The 17,970-nt window shown below is 62.2% G+C and carries 17 protein-coding genes; 8 read left to right on the top strand and 9 right to left on the bottom strand.

Annotation, left to right across the window (positions count from 1 at the left end):
• The 5 genes from NKI54_RS15575 (at position 1) to NKI54_RS15555 (ending at position 5,629) form a co-directional block, all read left to right on the top strand.
• Positions 1 to 783 (top strand): ABC transporter permease, encoded by a 783-nt coding sequence (locus NKI54_RS15575; protein WP_023679912.1) that lies wholly within the window; start codon positions 1 to 3, stop codon positions 781 to 783.
• Positions 780 to 1,850: an ABC transporter ATP-binding protein gene (locus NKI54_RS15570; protein ID WP_352691869.1), complete on the top strand. Its 1,071-nt coding sequence runs from the start codon at positions 780 to 782 to the stop codon at positions 1,848 to 1,850. The genes NKI54_RS15575 and NKI54_RS15570 overlap by 4 nt, the downstream gene beginning before the upstream one ends.
• Positions 1,847 to 2,608, top strand: coding sequence for an MBL fold metallo-hydrolase (locus NKI54_RS15565; RefSeq protein WP_352691867.1), 762 nt, complete (start codon positions 1,847 to 1,849; stop codon positions 2,606 to 2,608). Before NKI54_RS15570 ends, NKI54_RS15565 begins: the two co-directional genes overlap by 4 nt.
• Positions 2,609 to 3,069: 461 nt before the next feature.
• Positions 3,070 to 3,843 (top strand): NAD kinase, encoded by a 774-nt coding sequence (locus NKI54_RS15560; RefSeq protein ID WP_352691865.1) that lies wholly within the window; start codon positions 3,070 to 3,072, stop codon positions 3,841 to 3,843.
• 190 nt (positions 3,844 to 4,033) lie between these two features.
• A complete protein-coding gene (locus NKI54_RS15555) occupies positions 4,034 to 5,629 on the top strand; it encodes a DEAD/DEAH box helicase (protein ID WP_352593834.1) in 1,596 nt (531 codons plus the stop codon).
• 81 nt (positions 5,630 to 5,710) lie between these two features.
• On the opposite strand, the gene NKI54_RS15550 is transcribed toward NKI54_RS15555, so the two are convergent.
• Positions 5,711 to 7,723 (bottom strand): BTAD domain-containing putative transcriptional regulator, encoded by a 2,013-nt coding sequence (locus tag NKI54_RS15550; RefSeq protein ID WP_352636983.1) that lies wholly within the window; start codon positions 7,721 to 7,723, stop codon positions 5,711 to 5,713.
• Positions 7,724 to 7,898: 175 nt separating this feature from the next.
• Here NKI54_RS15550 and NKI54_RS15545 point away from each other — a divergent pair, with 175 nt between their 5' ends.
• Positions 7,899 to 8,141 carry a YjiS-like domain-containing protein gene (locus tag NKI54_RS15545; protein WP_352641198.1) on the top strand — a complete coding sequence of 81 codons (243 nt, stop codon included), beginning with the start codon at positions 7,899 to 7,901 and terminating at the stop codon, positions 8,139 to 8,141.
• Between the two features lie 27 nt (positions 8,142 to 8,168).
• Here NKI54_RS15545 and NKI54_RS15540 read toward each other — a convergent pair whose 3' ends face one another.
• Positions 8,169 to 9,110, bottom strand: coding sequence for a LysR family transcriptional regulator (locus NKI54_RS15540; protein WP_352623249.1), 942 nt, complete (start codon positions 9,108 to 9,110; stop codon positions 8,169 to 8,171).
• A gap of 72 nt (positions 9,111 to 9,182) precedes the next feature.
• Between NKI54_RS15540 and NKI54_RS15535 the strand changes: the two genes are divergently transcribed.
• Both NKI54_RS15535 and NKI54_RS15530 read left to right on the top strand, forming a co-directional pair.
• The gene (locus tag NKI54_RS15535) at positions 9,183 to 10,067 is read left to right on the top strand and encodes an NmrA/HSCARG family protein (RefSeq protein WP_352636985.1); all 885 of its coding nucleotides are present in this window, start codon (positions 9,183 to 9,185) and stop codon (positions 10,065 to 10,067) included.
• Between the two features lie 48 nt (positions 10,068 to 10,115).
• Complete coding sequence (locus NKI54_RS15530; protein ID WP_023679921.1) at positions 10,116 to 10,388, top strand: DUF2798 domain-containing protein; 273 nt, start codon at positions 10,116 to 10,118, stop codon at positions 10,386 to 10,388.
• A 90-nt stretch (positions 10,389 to 10,478) separates the two neighbouring features.
• Here the strand turns inward: NKI54_RS15530 and NKI54_RS15525 are convergent, their stop codons facing one another.
• The 7 genes from NKI54_RS15525 to NKI54_RS15495 all read right to left on the bottom strand — a co-directional run bounded on the left by NKI54_RS15525 (position 10,479) and on the right by NKI54_RS15495 (position 17,905).
• Positions 10,479 to 11,126, bottom strand: coding sequence for a YiaD family glycine zipper/OmpA-like lipoprotein (locus NKI54_RS15525; RefSeq protein ID WP_023679922.1), 648 nt, complete (start codon positions 11,124 to 11,126; stop codon positions 10,479 to 10,481).
• Positions 11,127 to 11,300: 174 nt separating this feature from the next.
• Positions 11,301 to 11,669 (bottom strand): GFA family protein, encoded by a 369-nt coding sequence (locus NKI54_RS15520; protein WP_023679923.1) that lies wholly within the window; start codon positions 11,667 to 11,669, stop codon positions 11,301 to 11,303.
• Positions 11,670 to 11,846: 177 nt separating this feature from the next.
• Positions 11,847 to 12,233, bottom strand: a complete 387-nt coding sequence (locus NKI54_RS15515) for a hypothetical protein (RefSeq protein ID WP_031212810.1) — start codon at positions 12,231 to 12,233, stop codon at positions 11,847 to 11,849.
• A 473-nt stretch (positions 12,234 to 12,706) separates the two neighbouring features.
• A protein-coding gene (prfB, locus tag NKI54_RS15510; RefSeq protein ID WP_156937454.1) for a peptide chain release factor 2 occupies positions 12,707 to 13,838 on the bottom strand; the annotation gives its coding sequence in 2 pieces (ribosomal slippage) (positions 12,707 to 13,771 and positions 13,773 to 13,838; 1,131 coding nt in all).
• 133 nt (positions 13,839 to 13,971) lie between these two features.
• Positions 13,972 to 16,428, bottom strand: a complete 2,457-nt coding sequence (locus NKI54_RS15505; protein WP_023679927.1) for a penicillin-binding protein 1A — start codon at positions 16,426 to 16,428, stop codon at positions 13,972 to 13,974.
• Between the two features lie 30 nt (positions 16,429 to 16,458).
• The gene (locus NKI54_RS15500; RefSeq protein WP_352457449.1) at positions 16,459 to 16,641 is read right to left on the bottom strand and encodes a hypothetical protein; all 183 of its coding nucleotides are present in this window, start codon (positions 16,639 to 16,641) and stop codon (positions 16,459 to 16,461) included.
• Between the two features lies 1 nt (position 16,642).
• Positions 16,643 to 17,905 carry an N-acetylmuramoyl-L-alanine amidase gene (locus NKI54_RS15495; protein ID WP_352636986.1) on the bottom strand — a complete coding sequence of 421 codons (1,263 nt, stop codon included), beginning with the start codon at positions 17,903 to 17,905 and terminating at the stop codon, positions 16,643 to 16,645.
• Positions 17,906 to 17,970: the final 65 nt, after the last annotated feature.

Raw genomic sequence — 17,970 nt, 5'->3', positions numbered from 1 at the left:
ATGCGCGCGCTCATCCGCCTCGTCTCCGGCCTTTATGCCATCGCCATCTATGGCTTCATCTTCCTGCCGGTGGTGGTGCTGGTGCTGTTTTCGCTGCAGGCGACGTCGTTTCCGATCCCGCCCTTCACCGGGCCGTCGCTGCGCTGGTACGAGGCCGTGCTCGCCGACACGCGGCTGACTTCGGCTCTGGTCAATTCGCTGCTGGTGGCGGTCGTCTCCTCGGCTGTCGCCGTCACGCTTGGCTTTCTCTCCGCCTGGGGTTTTGCGCGCTTCGCCTTGCCGGGCTCGGGCCTGATGCGCGGGCTGATCACCTTGCCCTTGACCGTCAGCTATCTCATCATCGGCATGGGGCTGCTGGTGCTGTTCAACTGGACCGGCGTACCGAAGTCTCTACTTGCCGCAGGCATCGGCCATGTCGTGATCAACCTGCCGCTCTGCTTTGCCATCGTCTACAGCCAGATGGGCGACCACCAGATCAATATCGAGCGCGCCGCGCGCGACCTCGGCGCGCCCGAATGGAAGGTGCTGCTGCTGATCACCGTGCCCATCATGGCGCCGGCCATCTTCGCCGGTTTCTTCCTGTCGATGACCTTCTCCTGGGACGAGTTCGTCATCTCGTTCCTGTTGACGCGCTTCGACACGACGCTACCGGTCGAGATCTGGAACCTGCTCCGCTCCGGCCTCAATCCCAAGACCAACGCCGTCGGCTCGCTGGTCTTCGCCGTCTCCATCGTACTGGTGGTATTGTTCGAGCTGATGCTGTTGCGGAGGAAGCCGGCATGACCGCGCCACTGGTCGATATAAGCTCTGTCTCGCATCGCTTCGGCCAGCACACGGTGCTGAAGAACGTCTCGCTGACGATCGAGCCTGGCAGCTACACGATCCTGCTCGGCCCGTCCGGCTCCGGCAAGACGACGCTTTTGTCCATCCTCGGCGGCTTCGTCACGCCGAGCGAAGGCAAGGTGCTGATCCGCGGCGAGGACTGCACCGCCGTGCCGCCGGCGAAGCGGCCGACGACGACCGTGTTCCAGGATTATGCGCTGTTCCCGCATATGAGCGTCGGCAGCAATGTCGGCTTCGGGCTGCGCATGCGGGGTGTCGATGGCGCAACCCGGGCAGCAAGGGCACGCGAGGCGCTGGCGCTGGTTGGCCTCGCCACCGCCTTCGACAAGAAGCCGCATCAGCTTTCGGGCGGTCAGCGGCAGCGCGTGGCGCTGGCGCGCGCCCTGGTGGTCGAGCCGGCGGTGCTCCTGCTCGACGAGCCGCTCGGCGCGCTCGACCTGAAATTGCGCCGGCAGATGCAGGATGAATTGAAGGCGATCCAAAAACGCGTCGGCACCGCCTTCATCCACGTCACTCACGATCAGGAAGAGGCGATGGCGCTGGCCGATCATTGCGTGGTGATGAATGACGGGCGCATCGAGGACGAAGGACCGCCCGAGCGCGTCTATGCACGGCCAGCGACGCGCTTTTCCGCGACTTTCATGGGCGAAAGCACGCTGTTATCGGGAACGGTGACCGAGGCGAAGAGCGGCAAAGTCACCGTCACCACGAAGCTTGGGTCGCTCTCGCCGCCCGGCACATTGCCGGCCGGCTCGACCGTTGCGCTGGCCATCCGCCCGGAGCATCTTGTTCTCGGCGCTGCCGGCGGTGCTGTGGCGCTCGGTACGGCCAAGGTCAGCGACGTCGTCTTCCAGGGCAGCTTCAAGCGCGTGCTGGGGACCTCCACGACCGACCCGGCGCTGCACTTCATCGCCAAGGTCGCGGCCGCATCGGCCGTCCAGCCGGGCGACGTTGTCGCGGTATCGTGCGATGCTGGCGACATCATCCTGCTTGCGGACCAAACATGAGCACGCTTCCAATCATCGACGCTCCTGACTGGTACGAAACTATCCGCATGGGCGATGGCGTGACGCTGATCCACGAGCCGTGGATCAAGCCGTTCTTCCGCTGCAACATCTGGCATGTGCGCGGCCGCAACCGCGATCTTCTGTTCGACACCGGCCTCGGCCATTTCAGCCTGCGCCGCCACGTGCCGCTGGTCACGGAGCGCAAGCTCACCTGCGTGGCCAGCCACACGCATTTCGATCATATCGGCTGCCATCACGAATTTCCCGACCGCTGCGTGCACCCGGCCGAGGCCGAAATCCTCGCCGATCCACGCAACGAATGGACGGTTGCCGACCGCTATGCAACTGACGAGATGTTCGACGGCATGCCGCAAGGCTGGGACACGAAGCGCTACCAGATCCTGCCCGCACCAGCCGGCCGGTTGCTCGAACAAGGCGATGTCGTCGATCTCGGCGACCGTGCCTTCGAGGTCATCCACACGCCCGGTCATTCACCCGGCGGCATTGCGCTCTACGAAAACAGGACAGGCATCCTGTTTTCCGGCGACATCGTCTATGACGGCCCGCTGATCGACGACGTCTATCACTCCGATATCGACGATTATGTCGAAACGCTGCTGCGCATGCGCGATCTCGATGTCTCGGTCGTGCACGGCGGCCATTTCCCGAGCTTCGGCAAAGTCCGCTATCGCCAGCTTGTCGACGAGTATCTCGCGCAAAAGCGCCAGGCCGGCTGCCATCTGTTGCAAGCCCGATAAGCACTGGCGCTGTGGCGTCAAAGCGCCCTTTGCGGACAGGGTGTCCCCGCCGCGTCGCCGCAGCGTGAGGCCGTGGGCTCGGGTCTAAAGCTCTTTTCCTCCGACTGGCGCACCAGTTCCGCGAAAGCCAGGGCAAAACTTGCCAGCATCAGGAAGACAATAATCAAGCGTGCCAGCGGCAATAGATCGGCCTCGACTGGTTAGCCCCCACGCCGCCCGTCCGCTGCCGGCTAACATGATCGATATGGCTTTACGAGAGTTTAAGGCGAGTCTTAACCATCACATCATTTTGTCCTCCGACATGATGCGCGAGTGCGGCTTGTTTGGTCGCCATCTCCAGGCACCTCCCTCCCTTTGCAGAAATGCCCACCCATGCTAACCCGGCGCTGGCGCGGCCCAGCAACCGGTCGCCGCCAATCGGTCGCCAGACGGTCGTCGCCAATCGGTTGTCGTTGAGAGCCATGAGCAAAACCGCCAGCCGTTTCGCCTTCGTCTCATCCGGTACAGCCGACGCCAATGCAGCGCTGGAAAGCCTCTCTGCACGTTACGGCCAGGCATCCGTCGAAGAAGCCGGGATCGTCGTGGCGCTCGGCGGCGACGGCTTTCTGCTGCAGACCCTGCGTGAGACGATGAGCACGGGAAAGAAGGTCTACGGCATGAACCGTGGCACCATCGGTTTCCTGATGAACGAATACCGCGCCAGCGGCTTGACCGGGCGCATCGCGGCGGCCGTTGCCGAAACGATCCGTCCGCTGGAGATGCAGGCGGTGACGGCCGAAGGCGAGACGATTTCGGCGCTCGCGATCAACGAGGTCGCGCTTTGGCGCCAGTCGTACCAGACGGCCAAGATCCGCATCACCGTGGATGGGCAAGAGCGGCTGGAGGAATTGCACTGCGACGGCGTGATGATTGCGACGCCGGCCGGCTCGACCGCATATAATCTGTCGGCGCACGGGCCGATCCTGCCGCTCGACGCTCCGCTGCTGGCGCTGACCCCGGTCAGCCCGTTTCGTCCGCCCCGCTGGCGCGGCGCGCTGCTCTCCAACAAGGCGATCGTGCGTTTCGACATTCTGGAGCCGGAAAAGCGGCCGGTGAATGCCGCCGCCGACCACACCGAGGTCAAGGCGGTGACGACGGTCACGGTGAGGGAATCGCCGACGGCAACGGCGACGCTGCTGTTCGATCCCAACCATTCGTGGAACGAGCGCATTCTCGCCGAACAGTTCAGGTATTGAGCCGGCGCAGCGTCCACTGCGCAAATTAAGCATCGCGATTAAGGTTACGACTTCACAATCGCGCCAATGCCGCCCGTTTGTGTTGACAAATCGTGGGCTTGCGCCTACCTGCAATACCAATCTTGCAGGCGCGCGGCGCTTGCCGCGACTGCATATGTTGCGCCCCCGAACCAGCCAAAGACAGCCAAACTTGTCCTCAGACACCCAGATCGCTCAAGAAGCGTTGACCTTTGCAGACCTCGGTCTGTCGCCGAAGGTCCTTTCCGCAGTTACCGATGCCGGCTACACCGAGCCGACGCCGATCCAGGCTGGCGCCATCCCTCACGCCTTGCTCGGCAAGGACGTGCTGGGCATAGCCCAGACCGGCACCGGCAAGACGGCGTCCTTCGTCCTGCCGATGCTCACCCGGCTGGAAAAGGGCCGCGCCCGCGCCCGCATGCCGCGCACGCTGATCCTCGAGCCGACGCGCGAGCTCGCCGCGCAGGTCGAGGAAAACTTCGTCAAATACGGCAAGAACCACAAGCTCAACATCGCACTGCTGATCGGCGGCGTGTCCTTCGACGAGCAGGACAAGAAGCTCGAGCGCGGCGCCGATGTGCTGATCGCGACCCCCGGCCGCCTGCTCGACCATCGCGAGCGCGGCAAGCTCCTGCTCAACGGCGTCGAGATCCTCGTCATCGACGAGGCCGACCGCATGCTCGACATGGGCTTCATCCCCGACATCGAGCGTATCTGCGAGATGATCCCGTTCACCAGGCAGACGCTGTTCTTCTCGGCGACGATGCCGCCGGAAATCACCAAGCTCACCGAGAAATTCCTGCACGCACCGGTGCGCGTCGAAGTGTCGAAGGCAGCATCGGCCGCCACCAACATCACCCAGCGGCTGGTGAAATCCGGTCCGAAACCCTGGGACAAGCGCGAGACGCTGCGCAATCTGATGAAAGCCGAGGATGCCGAGCTGAAGAACGCCATCATCTTCTGCAACCGCAAGATCGAGGTATCGGAGCTGTTCCGCTCGCTGCTGAAATATGACTTCGACGCCGGCGCTCTGCACGGCGACATGGACCAGCGCGCGCGCATGCAGATGCTGGCCAATTTCCGTGACGGCAAGCTGCGCTACCTCGTTGCTTCGGATGTCGCGGCGCGCGGCCTCGACATTCCCGATGTCAGCCATGTCTTCAATTACGACGTGCCGATCCACGCGGAGGATTACGTCCACCGCATCGGCCGTACCGGCCGCGCCGGGCGCTCGGGCAAATCCTTCACCATCGCGACCAAGTCGGACACCAAATACATCGACGCCATCGAGCGGCTGATCGGCACGAAGATCGAGTGGCATGACGGCGATTTGTCGACGGTCGTTGCCAGCGAAGGCGGCGAGGATGAGGCCCCGCGCCGTGGCCGCGGTGCGCCACGCCGTGCCGGCCGCAAGGACGACGCCAAGGACAGGGGCGAGCGCAAACCGCGTGAACGCCACGCCAAGCGCAGCGAAGAAGCAGCGCCGGAAGCAGTTAGCGAGGAACAGCCGGTCGTGGCCGAAGCCGCGGTCGCCGACATCGACGAGCGGCGTACCCGCAAGGACGCGATCCGGTCGGAAAACAGCGAACGCCAGGCTTCACCTGAACGGAAGGCTTCGCCGGATCGCAACGAAAGGCGCGCGCCCGAACGCGGCGACACCAGGCCGCAGCGCGAGCGCCCTGCCCGCCAGCGACAGGAAGACAATGACGCGACCGTCGGCTTCGGCGACGACATGCCGGCCTTCATGCGGATCGTCGCCAAGGTCTGATGCTGCAGCGCTTGTGCGTCCTGCGGACGCGCGAAGCACCGAAACCTGCATAAGACAGCCTCGCTTCGCGCTGAGATGGGGTTAGTCCGGCAGGCCCGCCTTGCGAAGGCCTTCGATATATCTGCTGCGATCGTCCGGTCGATAAAACGGCGGCAGCACCTCGGCGAGATTCGAAAGCCGCAGCGAGGGATCGAACTCGCAAAGCCGGGCCATCATTTGCTGCGCTTCCGTTAGGCGCCCCGCAAGGGCATGACCCGCCGCCACTACACGCATCGCGCTCACGTAGTTCGGCTGGTGACGCAGCGACTTTCCCGCCCAAGCGACGGCGTCATCGTAGTGGCCTGCACAAAAATGAGCGAGCCCGGTGTTGAACTGCCAAGCGAACAGGCGTGGATCCAATGGGCTTAGGCGCATGGCAAGCGCGGCGTGCTCGATGGCCTTGCCTGGCTCGCCCAAGCAAGCCCTCACCCAGCTGCTGACGCCCAAAGCAGCGGCCAAGTTCGGGTTGAGAGCGAGCGCGCGATCGATGCAAGCCGCACTATCATCAAGGTCGCCGCCTACGTAGCCGAGGACGTATCCACCGTAGGAAAGCGCAATTGCATCGTCCCTTCCGAGTTCGACCGCTCTCCTGGCCAGTCGAGTAGCTTCGGCAATCTCTTCTGCACGGTCGACCATCCAGCCGTTGCTTTTTCGGGTAGCGTAGCACCGCGCCGCCCGCGCATGGGCTATCGCGAACTCCGGGTCACGGTCGATCGCCTTCATGAAGAGGCGCAAGGCGTCGTCAATGGCCGCTCTACTAGTGATCGTTCGGTCAAAGGCCGCCAGCCCGCGGAGATAGTAGTCATAAGCATCGAGGCTTTCTGTCGGTTTGCGTTTGGCACGCTCGATCTCAGCCTCCTCCATTTTCGGTGTGATTGCGCCGACGATGCTCGAGGCGACCTGGTCCTGCAGATTGAAAACTTCGGCGAGCGTTCCATCAAAACGGTCGGCCCAGAGATAGGCCCCCGTCGAGGTGTCGATGAGCTGCCCGGCGATGCGCAGGCGGTCGCCCGCCCGGCGAACACTTCCCTCGACCACATAGCGCACGCCCAGCTCACGCCCGACCTGCTTTATGTCTATGGACCGTCCCCTGTAGGTGAAGCTCGAATTCCGTGCGACCACGAACAGGTGACGAAAGTGAGCCAAGGCGGTGACAATGTCTTCCACCATGCCGTCGGCGAAATATTCCTGCTCCACATCACCGCTTAGATTCTGAAACGGCAGCACCGCAATTGATGGCTGATCGTCGCGCCTCGTCGGGACTGCCAGAACCTGCGCCAGTGATACGGCGCCAGAGCTTGGCTCCGGCCGCTGACGTTCAGGTCGTTCGCGGGACTGCAGGGAAGCCGCAAGTGAGCTTGTCTGCTCCTCTGGGTCCGCATTCAGATGTTTTTTTAAAGCTGCCCGACACAGCTCGAACTGGCGCAAAGCGGCGTTTTCGTGGCCCCGATGAGCGTGGATGCGGATCAGCGCCCGATGGGCTGCCTCCGCCGTCGAATCCGAGGCGAGCAATCTCTCCGCGAGCCCTTCGCAGGCCGTCTCTTCCGCTGAGCCGGGTGCGGGCAGCGCCAGGCTCAGCCGATCGACCAATTGCAGCGCTTTGCGCTGATACTTGCTCAGATACGGTCCAAACCACTCGTCCAGTTCGTCAGGAATGGCTTGCCCAGCAAGCAGCTCACCGCGGTAGAGATCGGCGGCGAAGGCGAGATCGGTGGTTCGGCCCTCCTCTAATTTCCGATCGAAGATCGAGATGTCCGCCTCATCCGGTCCGGCAATCAGCGCAACGGTTTCCTGATCCCCATCGATGTAGACGGTCGCATCCGAGCTGGCGGGGAACGTGCGCCTGATGTCGACCAGCGCTTGCCGCAGACTATTGCGGGCCTGCCCATTGCTTCGCCCCGGCCAAAAGACTTCGGAAAGCTGCTCGCGACGATGGCCGCGGCGGCCTGCAAGAACCAGAGCAGCAAAAAGAAGCGAAGTCTTGCGTGTGGCGAACCGGACAGGCCGATGCTCCGGGGAAGTAACCTCCAGGCCACCAAGCAACCGGATGCGCACAAATCGTCTCCAGACTTTGACCGCAGCGACAGAATAGCATCTCGGTAGATTGATTTAACACCGATTTAACGGCGGATCGTCGGACTTCTCCCAGTTGTTCACGCACAGCCGAACAGCCCGAAAACGCCTTCGTGGCACGCTCCCATCCGCAAACTGGAAATGGGAGACCAAAACAATGGCTCACACGGAACCTCGCGCCGCCCGCAGCATGTCCAAACGGTTGCTTGGGTCTAGCCTGAAAGGCGCAGCAATGATGATCGCTGCCTTCACGCGATGGCGGCGGACCGTCGCGAGACGCAGGGCACTGGCAGATTTGACGAACGATCAGCTGAATGACATCGGTCATTCGGAGGTCCATCAACCCGTGGTCAACGCCGCCAAGGCAGTTCTGATCACGAACTTGATGTCGATGAGGTAAGATCGGCGCTCAAAATGGTTTTGCGCCCTAAAGATTCTTGAGTTCCAGGCGGGATGCCAGCAGGTCCAGAAAAGCACGGACTTTGGCCGAGGATAATCTGCCTTCCGGCCACACGGCGTGTATCGGCACCGGCACAGGCTCGAATTCGGTCAGAACCAGTTCCAGGCGGCCGTCGTCCACCAGGTGTTTTATCTGCCAAAGCGGCGAGTAGCCCAGACCCAATCCGTGAACCGCGGCTGCATAGATGGATATCATCAAATTCGACCGGAAAGTGCCCGCGACCTTCACCGACCGGGGCTTGCCTTCAATCTGAAACATCCATTCGCCCGGGCGGCCGTCGACAGTTCGTACGATGCAATCGTGCTCACGCAATTCAAGCGGATGGGCCGGTCGGCCGCGTTGCTGGAAGTAGGCAGGTGCGCCGAACACGACGCGCCGCAACGCCCCCAGCCGCTTCGCACGTAAATTGGAATCCGGCAAATTGCCGATCCGGACCGCCAAATCGAGACCCTCGGCATCAAGATCGACAAATTCATCGGAAAGCTGGAGGTCAACCTCGACGCGGGGATATGTCCGCATATAGTCGGCGATGACCGGCATCAGGAAATCCGGGCCGAACAGAACCGGGGCACTCACACGCAGGATGCCCGACGGCTCCGACCGTCGGTTGGCCGCCTGAAGCCTGGCTTCGTTAATTTCCTCGACGGCGGGTTTGATGCGCTGGAAAAAAGCCGCTCCGGCTTCGCTCGGCGTCGAGCGGCGTGTCGTCCTGTGCAGAAGCTCGACCCCGATGGATTCCTCCAATGTCGCCAAGGACCGACTGACCGACTGCAGTGAGCGGTTCAGCCGGCGTGCGGCAGCCGTCAGGCTGCCGTGCTCGACAATGGCAATGAAGGCTTCGAAATCATCTATCCGGCTCATCGCTCCTTTCTCCCGAAAATCGGGAGAAACTATCGCAAAATCGATCAATTGTAACGCAGTTCGCTAGATTTTATCTTCCCTGCATAGGCCGAAAGGCAGACTTGAGGGAAGGAGATCGTCATGCGAACACCCAGTCCAACGGTCCTGATCGTAGGCGCCGCAGGCCGCGTTGCCGGTTTGCTGGTGCCTGAACTCGTCCGCCGCAATGCCAGGATTCGGGCGCTTGTTCGTGACGCCGCGAGTGCCGAAAAAGCCCAGAAAGCCGGTGCATCCGAGATCGCGATCGGAGATCTGCGCGACCATCGGAGCCTTGAGCAGGCCGTGGAAGGTGTCGACGGTGTCTTTCACATCGGACCGGCCTTTGCTCCCGACGAAGCCGCCATGGGGGTTGCCATGGTTGAGGCGGCGGCGCGAGCAGGCGTTCGAAAGTTCGTCTTTTCGTCGGTGATCCAGCCGACCAATACGAGGCTGGAAAACCATGCAAGCAAGGTACCCGTTGAAGCTGCCCTCTATTCGACGAACATGGAGTACACCATTCTGCACCCGGCCAATTTCATGCAAAATATCGCGGCGGCCTGGCCGTCCGTCGTCGAGCACGGCGTTTTCGCCGAGCCGTTTCCAAGGACGGCGAAGCTCGCCCGCGTCGACTATCGCGATGTGGCTGAAGTTGCGGCAATCGCACTGACCGAAGCGCGTTTGTCCTATGCGACCCTCGAGCTGTGCGCCGACGGTATGCACAGCCGCGAAGAGGTCGTCGCCATGATGAGCGAAGCGCTTGGCCGGCCGGTTTCGGCGGGCGAGCCGACATTTCAGGACTGGGCGGCGAAGGCCCGCCTTCCCTATACGGACCGGCAGTTGCAGATGCTGGCCAAAGTACACAGCCACTACGCCAAATACGGCCTCGGCGGGAACAGCCTGACGTTGCGTGCCGTGCTTGGCCGCGAGCCGCGTTCGCTGCGAAGCTTCATTCGGGAATTGGCGCTGCAGACGGCATATGCCGCCTGATCGTCCTCACAATAGCGCCTACGCATATTTTTTTATTAGGAGATTTCGATGCAAGCATCACCGGACCGAGCCTTCAAGTTGAGAAAGCTGCCGCCCTCCTACGGCGCGGTGGTGATGCCGTTGGTTCTTTCGATTCTGATGTCCTCGATTGTCTCGGCGGTTTCGACGGCAATCGGCGCAGGCTGGACGAACGGGTTTATAGCGGCCTGGAGCTATGCGTGGGGCGCTTCATGGCTTGTTGCGTTTCCCAGCCTGCTGATTGTGCTTCCGATCGTGCGCCGGATCGTTGCCGCAATTGTCGATCAGCCGGCCCGGTCCTGATATCGCGAACGAAGGGCGCCGGCGGCCGGTGGTCCGGCATAACCATTAGAGCGGCCCCTTGCGGGGCCGCTCTCGGTTCATGTGCTTGCCTCAGGTGAGCGGCGACAGCTGGATCTCGACGCGGCGGTTCTGAGCCCGGCCGGCAGCCGTCGCATTGGAGGCGATCGGACGCGTCTTGCCGAAGCCGGTGACGGCGAAGCGGCGGGAATCGACGCCCTGTCCGGACAGATAGTTGGCGACCGCCAAAGCACGGCGCTGCGACAGGTCGAAATTGTGCTCGTCGCCGCCGGTCGAGTCGGTGTGGCCGAACACGTCGACGGTGGTCTGCCGGAACTTTTTCAGCACAAGGGCAACCGAATTCAGCACCGGATAGAAACCGGCCTTCACCGCGTCCTGGTCGACGTTGAAGGTGATGTCGGACGGCATATTGAGGATGATCTGGTCGCCGGTGCGGGTGACGCTGACGCCGGTGCCCTGAAGCTGTCGGCGCAGTTCGGCCTCGTTCTGGTCCATGGTGGCACCGATGGCACCGCCGGCAAGCGCGCCGATGCCCGCGCCGATCAGCGCGTTGCGGCGGTCGTTACCGCCGGCAAGCATGCCGAGCCCGGCACCCGCCAAAGCACCGAGACCGGCGCCGGCAGCGGTGTTGGAAACCTTCTGTTCCCCGGTGTAGGGATCGGTGGTGCATGCGCTCACGAGCACAGCCGTCGCCACGACGGCGAGCACAATCTTTTTCATATGGTGGTCCCTCTCCATTCCACGGTCGCGCAACGGCGCACCGCATCAGCCCTTCCAGCGACTTGTACCATGAAATGCGGCGAAAAACGGACCAGCAAAAGCCGTTGCCGCGGCTTTCCCCGGCTCAATTCCACACGCCTGCAGCGGCTCGCGCGACCACCCCAATTCGATCGGCTACCAGAGATTCTTGCCGTCGATGACCACCACTTCGACCTTGTCGAGATCGAAATCGTCGAACAGCCGCGAGTTCACGCTGATCTTCGGATTGTCGAAATTCGGCTCGCCTGTCGACCAGTCCGGCGTCTCGGTGAAGGTGCCGCAGCCGCAGGTGGCGCAAAAACCGTGTTTTATGGTTTTCGATCCCCACTGGTAGAACGAAACATTCTCCGGCGGGCTGGTGAGTCTGAATTGCGATGGGGTGTAATAGGCCCACAACGAACCGCGTTTCGAACAGAAGGAACAGGTGCATCGCGTCACTGTCTGCGGCGCTTGCGAAACCTCGAACGTCGTCGCCTTGCAGTGGCAGCTTGCCTTGATGGTCATGAATTGGTCCCTCACAATGCCGCCGCCCCGTACGGCAAAGGCAGCATAAAGAAACGCTCCTGACAACTGCCGGTCAGCAGACCTGTGAGCCTGCGATGCACAGATCGAAGGCCCATCGATCCAAAACCGCTGCACACGCTCGGGTCAGCCCGTGGGCAAGCTTTTGGGCGTCATGCGCTAGTAGGACGATGGGGGCACGAACAGGCAGATGGTCTTTCCGTCATTGGCACCGGCAACGGAGCACCAATGATATTCGCCGTCGGGCGAATTCTTGATCCGCTTGTCGCTATAGGCCACGACTTCCCCGGTTCCTTTGATGACATAGCCCTCGGGACGTTCGCTGATCGATGTCTGAGAGACCTCGCGGCAATCATAGCCCGAGCAGCAGGAGAACGGATAGCTCCAGCCTTGCGGCATTGCCGCGGTCGGCTTGGCATCATGCGCCAGAGCAGGCGCCGCAAATGGAATGGCGGCAGCAATCAAAACCACTGCCGCGACAAGTGAATTCAGGAGTCGGCGCGCCGTGCGGGCGACTGGGGCCGGTCTGGTTGTGAGAGCAGGCATGAGCGCAGTTCCTATCAACGGTTGTCAAGCATTTCGCTTGCCCGTTCCCGGAACGTGTCTTCCCAGTGGCCGGATCGTCAGGTCGCAGATACGCCGCGTCCGGCCATAAATGCTTTTTTCCTCCCCAGCGCATGAATGCTGGGCTGATTCCTTGGTTGGCGCAAGGAATTGCTGTCGCAATCGAACGCCGACCTCTGCAGCCGGAACCAACCTGCCGCCCTGGTTGACGAACCTCGTCGACCCCCGGCAGAGGGATCGCCAATAACGGGATTTGGCTCGCGCTGGTTCCAGGCTTGGCACCGGCAGGCCCGAGGCATCCGCGTCAAAAGCGGAAATCGATTTTGAAAAACTCTACGAAAAACAAAGTTGTAGAACGACAGGTAGGTGCAAATTGAGAGCTCGTCACTCTCGCACGATGGCCGTAACTCTCGCGTGATGAACCCACATTCCTGCCGGATTGGTGCCCGGCGGCCTCAGTCGATATCGGCCACCGTTTCGCCGGCGCCACCCTCGATCCGCTGCGACAGCGAGGCTTCCATGAAATCATCGAGGTCGCCGTCGAGCACGCTCGACGGGCTGGTGCTCTCGACACCGGTGCGCAGATCTTTCACCAACTGATAGGGCTGCAGCACGTAGGACCGTATCTGGTGGCCCCAGCCGATATCGCTCTTCGACGCTTCCGTGGCGTCCGCCACCGCTTCGCGCTTCTTCAGCTCTTCCTCGTAAAGCCGCGAGCGCAGCATTTCCCAGGCCTTGGCCTTGTTCTTGTGCTGGGAGCGCTCGGCCTGGCAGGCAACCGCGATGCCGGTGGCGAGATGGGTTATGCGCACGGCCGAATCGGTGGTGTTGACGTGCTGGCCGCCCGATCCCGACGACCGATACGTGTCGATACGGACGTCGGATTCGGAAACGTCGATGTCGATCGTATCGTCGATGACGGGATAGACCCAGACGCTGGCGAAGGAGGTGTGGCGGCGCGCATTGCTGTCATAGGGCGAAATCCGCACGAGACGATGCACGCCGGATTCCGTCTTCAGCCAGCCGTAGGCGTTGTGGCCCTTGATCAGCAGCGTGGCGGACTTGATGCCGGCTTCTTCACCGTCATGTACTTCCAGCACTTCGACCTTGAAGCGGCGGCGCTCGGCCCAGCGCGTATACATGCGCAGAAGCATCGAGGCCCAGTCCTGGCTTTCGGTGCCGCCGGCGCCAGCATGGACTTCCAGATAGCTATCGTTGGCGTCAGCCTCGCCCGACAGCAGCGTTTCGATCTGGCGCGCCTTGGCCTCGCCGCGCATCGAGCGGATCGCCGCTTCGGCCTCCGCGATTACGCCCTCGTCGCCCTCTTCCTCGCCAAGCTCGATCAGGCCGATATTGTCTTCCAGGGCCTGGGTGAGGCCTTTGACCGCGGCAATACCTTCCTCGAGGCCCTGACGCTCGCGCATCAGCTTTTGCGCTTCCAGCGGCTCGTTCCAGAGGCTCGAATCCTCGGCACGGACATTCAGGTACTCAAGCCGCTTTATGGCTTGATCCCAGTCAAAGATGCCTCCTCAGCAGGGTTATCGCCTGCCTGATCTCGTCGACAATATTTTGCGTTTCCGCGCGCATGGCTGGCTGTTCTGTCCTGTTGCTAAATGGCGGCTTGATGGCGCGATACATAGGGACGGCACCGGCCCCTGTAAAGCGGAATGGGCCGGCTCGACCATCATCGTCAAGTCGGCCCGACCCGATGTAGCGATTGTCAGTAGAGCCCGCCGCCGCCCGACTGGATGGCCTGGTTGGCCTGCGGCGACAGCGCCCCGCCGGTGGCGTTGGAGCCGTCCGCACCCATGCCGATCACCCAATAGCTGTCGGCGGGACCGGTACCCGGCTTGAAGGCTTCGGTGATGGTTCCGGCGTCGCCCGCGTTGGCTCGCATGCCGGTCTTGCGATTGATCGCAATCAGCTTCATGCCTTCCGGAACCTTGAAGTCGACATTGGGCGTGCCATCCAGCGCCACGCGCATGAAATCCTTGAAGATCGGCGCGGCAAGGCCGCCGCCGGTCGCGCCCTTGCCAAGACCTTTCGGCTGATCGTAGCCCATATAGAGGCCGACAACGAGGTTCGGCGTATAGCCGATGAACCAGGCATCCTTTTCGTCGTTGGTCGTTCCGGTCTTGCCGGCGATGTGACGGCCAAGCTCGTTGATGGTGGCGCCGGTACCGCGTTGCACGACGCCCTCCATCATCGATGTGATCTGGTAGGCGGTCATCGGATCGAGCACCTGCTCGGAGTTGTCGACCAGCTCCGGCTCTGGCTGGTCCTGCCACTCGGCGGCATTGCAGTTCGAGCAGCCGCGTTCGTCCTGCCTAAAGACGGTCTTGCCGTAGCGATCCTGGATGCGGTCGATCAGCGACGGCTTGATCGACTTGCCGCCATTGGCCATGATCGAATAGGCCGACACCATGCGCATCACCGTCGTCTCGCCGGATCCCAGCGCCATCGGCAGATACGGCGCCAGGTGGTCGTAGACGCCGAAACGCTCGGCATATTCCACGACCAGCTTCATGCCCATGTCGTTGGCAAGCCGCACCGTCATCAGATTGCGCGATTTCTCGATGCCGGAGCGCAACGTCGCCGGGCCGGCCACCGTTCCGTCGTAGTTCTTGGGCGTCCAGGTCGTGTTGCCGCTCTGGATGGTGATCGGCCCGTCCATGATCACGGAGGCGGGGGTATAGCCATTGTCGAGGGCGGCCGAATAGACGATCGGCTTGAACGACGATCCCGGCTGGCGCATGGCCTGCGTCGCCCGGTTGAACTCCGATTGCGCGTAGGAGAAACCGCCGACCATGGCCAGGACGCGTCCGGTATGCGGGTCCATGGCGATCAGGCCGCCTTCCACTTCGGGAACCTGGCGCAAGCTGTAGCTGTTGTCCGAGCCGTCGTTCTTCTGCACGAAAATCACGTCGCCCGGCTTCAACACGTCGGCGGGCGACTTCGCCTTGACGGTCCTGCCGTCGACCACGTGGCGCATGGCGAAGCTCATGTCTTCCTTGCTGACAGTGCCTTCGACGCGGTCCTTGACGATTTCGCCGGAGATCTGGCGCGTCGGCTGCAGGCCGATGGACAGGCCGGTGGCCGAGCTGTCGAGCACGACGGCGAGCGACCATTCCGGCACGTCCTCCAACCGCTTGACGTTGCCAAGCGGCACGCCCCAGTCGCCGGAAACGTCGATGCTCGTGACCGGCCCGCGGTAGCCGCGCAGCGTGTCGAACTTCATAAGTCCGTTCTGCATGGCCTTGCGGGCAATCAGCTGCATCTTCGGATCGAGCGTCGTGCGGACGGAAAGGCCGCCCTCGTAGAGCGCATTCTCGCCATAGCGCGCGATGATCTGGCGACGCACTTCCTCGGTGAAATACTCCCCGGCGAAGAGATAGTTGCCGGTGCGGCGCGGCGTGACGCCGAGCGGCTCGGCCTTGGCCTTCTCGCCTTCTTCATGCGTGACGTAGCCGTTCTCGACCATCTGGTCGATGACCCAGTTGCGGCGCTCCAAGGCGCGATCGGCATGCTTGAAGGGATGGTAGTTGTTCGGCCCCTTCGGCAGAGAGGCGAGATAGGCGGCTTCGGCCACCGTGAGCTCGTTCACCGATTTGTCGAAATAGGTTAGCGCAGCACCCGCGACGCCATAGGCGCCGAAGCCGAAGAAAATCTCGTTGAGATAGAGCTCGAGAATGCGATCCTTCGAGTAGGCCTGCTCGATGCGGAAGGCGAGGATCATCTCCTTGATCTTGCGCTCGTAGGTCTGGTCTGAAGACAACAGGAAGTTCTTCGCCACCTGCTGGGTGATGGTCGAGGCGCCGACCTGGCGCTTTCCCGAACCAACATTCTGCAGGTTGACGACAATGGCCCGGCCAAGGCCGGTCACGTCGATGCCGGGGTGATTGTAAAAGTTCTTGTCCTCGGCCGACAGGAAGGCCGCCTTGACACGGTCCGGGATCGCCTGAATCGGCAGATAAAGCCGCCGCTCACGCGCATATTCGGCCATCAGCGCGCCATCCGACGCGTGGATGCGGGTGGTCACCGGCGGCTCGTATTTGGCCAGCACCTCGTAATCGGGCAGGTCCTTCGACAAATGGCCGATATAGATCGCCACGCCCGCCGCGACCAAAAGGGCCAGCGTCGTGCCGATGCCGAAGAAATAGCCAATGAGACGAATCATACCCGCTCCAGTCCTTGGTTCGGGAATTTCCTAAACGAAGCCGCCCTTCACGCAAGCTTTCGGGACGATCCCAAACCGTAATCGCAAAATCCATGTCGCGACCATGTGGGCAAAATACGGCAGCGCGGGATTTCGGTTTCGAATGCCGGAAATAAAAGCACAGGGTGTTGTCGCCGTGCAACGCTGCTTCAGGTTGTGGGCGCCGGCGGACATTTCAGCCTCCGGCCCCCGTTCCGCTCTTGGCCGAAGCAAACAGGGCAACGGCGTTGGTTATGCTCTGGGTCGCCTTGTTGCGCCAATCGGCGCTGAGCAATTGCGCTTCGTCCTTGGCGTTCGACAGATAGCCGAGTTCGACCAGCACGGATGGAACGTCCGGCGCCTTCAGCACCTTGAAGCCGGCAGAACGCTGCGGGTTGTTGATCAGACCGACGCTGGTGGAAAGCTGTCCGACGAGAGTATGGGCGAAGCTCATCGAAAAATTATGCGTCTCGCGGCGGATCAGGTCGATCAGGATATCGGTCACTTCCTTGCTGTCGTCCTTGATCTCCATGCCGGCGAACTGGTCGGAAAGATTTTCACGGTCGGCAAGCGCCTGCGCCTCGGGATCGGAAGCCTTGTCGGACACGGTGTAGACCGTTGCGCCGCGAATGCCCTTGAGGCTGATCGTGTCGGCATGGATCGAGATGAGCAGGTCGGCCTCATGCTGGCGGGCAATGCGCACGCGGTCGTCGAGCCGCAGGAACACGTCGGTCTCACGTGTCAGGAACACGTCGTATTTGCCGCCGGCGGCGAGCTTGTCGCGCAGTTCCATGGCGAAGGCGAGCGTCACGTTCTTCTCGACCGTCCCGTTCAGGCCCTCGGCGCCGCCGTCGATGCCGCCATGGCCGGGATCGATGACGACGGTGAAACGATGGCCCGGATTGGAGACCGGCCCGGTACCGACCCTGCCGGCCTTGTCGGCGGAGACCGTCGAACCGGTGGTCAGCGCCTGATTGGCGAGCGCTGCGTCGAATTCCCGCTGCGAGGCCGCCGACATGTCGATGGCGATGCGGTAGCCGTTGCCGTCATCGTTCTTGAGCACGTCGAGATTGTCGACGGCGAACGGTCCCTTGCCGGTGAGAATCAGCCGCGATTTCCCCTCGCCGAGTCCGCCGTAACGCACGGCGCGGACAAGCCCGCGCGGCTTCATATCCTTGGCATTGAGGGCGAATCTCGTGGCCGGGAGATCGATGACCAGGCGATTGGGGCCGCGCAGCAGGAACCATTTGATGTCGGGCTCGCGGTCGAAATTGATGACGATGCGCATCTTGGTGGCATCGCCGGCCATCTTGTAGCTTATGGCGCCGAGCGGTACGTCGGCAGCACGCGAAAGCGGCGAAAAGACCAGGCAAGCCAGGATCAGCGGCAGCAGGCAGGCGGTGCGGAAGAACCAGCCTCCATGATGACGGCCCTTGTCTGCGAAGCCTGCCAGTCCCATCTTTCTACCAATCGCTCCCTTTGGCGTCATGCCCGATCGCTTGTCGAAGTGCCTTATTGCTTGTC

Origin of the sequence: Mesorhizobium sp. M0663 (genome assembly GCF_040320585.1) — a bacterium.
GTDB lineage: Bacteria > Pseudomonadota > Alphaproteobacteria > Rhizobiales > Rhizobiaceae > Mesorhizobium.
This window is presented reverse-complemented; position numbering and strand designations above follow the sequence as displayed.

Bases quoted from the DNA above. Each gene is read 5' to 3' on its own strand.
- NKI54_RS15575 (WP_023679912.1), top strand. From the start codon at position 1: ATGCGCGCGCTCATCCGCCTCGTCTCCGGCCTTTATGCCATCGCCATC.
- NKI54_RS15570 (WP_352691869.1), top strand. From the start codon at position 780: ATGACCGCGCCACTGGTCGATATAAGCTCTGTCTCGCATCGCTTCGGC.
- NKI54_RS15565 (WP_352691867.1), top strand. From the start codon at position 1,847: ATGAGCACGCTTCCAATCATCGACGCTCCTGACTGGTACGAAACTATC.
- NKI54_RS15560 (WP_352691865.1), top strand. From the start codon at position 3,070: ATGAGCAAAACCGCCAGCCGTTTCGCCTTCGTCTCATCCGGTACAGCC.
- NKI54_RS15545 (WP_352641198.1), top strand. From the start codon at position 7,899: ATGGCTCACACGGAACCTCGCGCCGCCCGCAGCATGTCCAAACGGTTG.
- NKI54_RS15535 (WP_352636985.1), top strand. From the start codon at position 9,183: ATGCGAACACCCAGTCCAACGGTCCTGATCGTAGGCGCCGCAGGCCGC.
- NKI54_RS15530 (WP_023679921.1), top strand. From the start codon at position 10,116: ATGCAAGCATCACCGGACCGAGCCTTCAAGTTGAGAAAGCTGCCGCCC.
- NKI54_RS15525 (WP_023679922.1), bottom strand. From the start codon at position 11,126: ATGAAAAAGATTGTGCTCGCCGTCGTGGCGACGGCTGTGCTCGTGAGC.
- NKI54_RS15520 (WP_023679923.1), bottom strand. From the start codon at position 11,669: ATGACCATCAAGGCAAGCTGCCACTGCAAGGCGACGACGTTCGAGGTT.
- NKI54_RS15515 (WP_031212810.1), bottom strand. From the start codon at position 12,233: ATGCCTGCTCTCACAACCAGACCGGCCCCAGTCGCCCGCACGGCGCGC.
- NKI54_RS15505 (WP_023679927.1), bottom strand. From the start codon at position 16,428: ATGATTCGTCTCATTGGCTATTTCTTCGGCATCGGCACGACGCTGGCC.
- NKI54_RS15500 (WP_352457449.1), bottom strand. From the start codon at position 16,641: ATGTCCGCCGGCGCCCACAACCTGAAGCAGCGTTGCACGGCGACAACA.
- NKI54_RS15495 (WP_352636986.1), bottom strand. From the start codon at position 17,905: ATGGGACTGGCAGGCTTCGCAGACAAGGGCCGTCATCATGGAGGCTGG.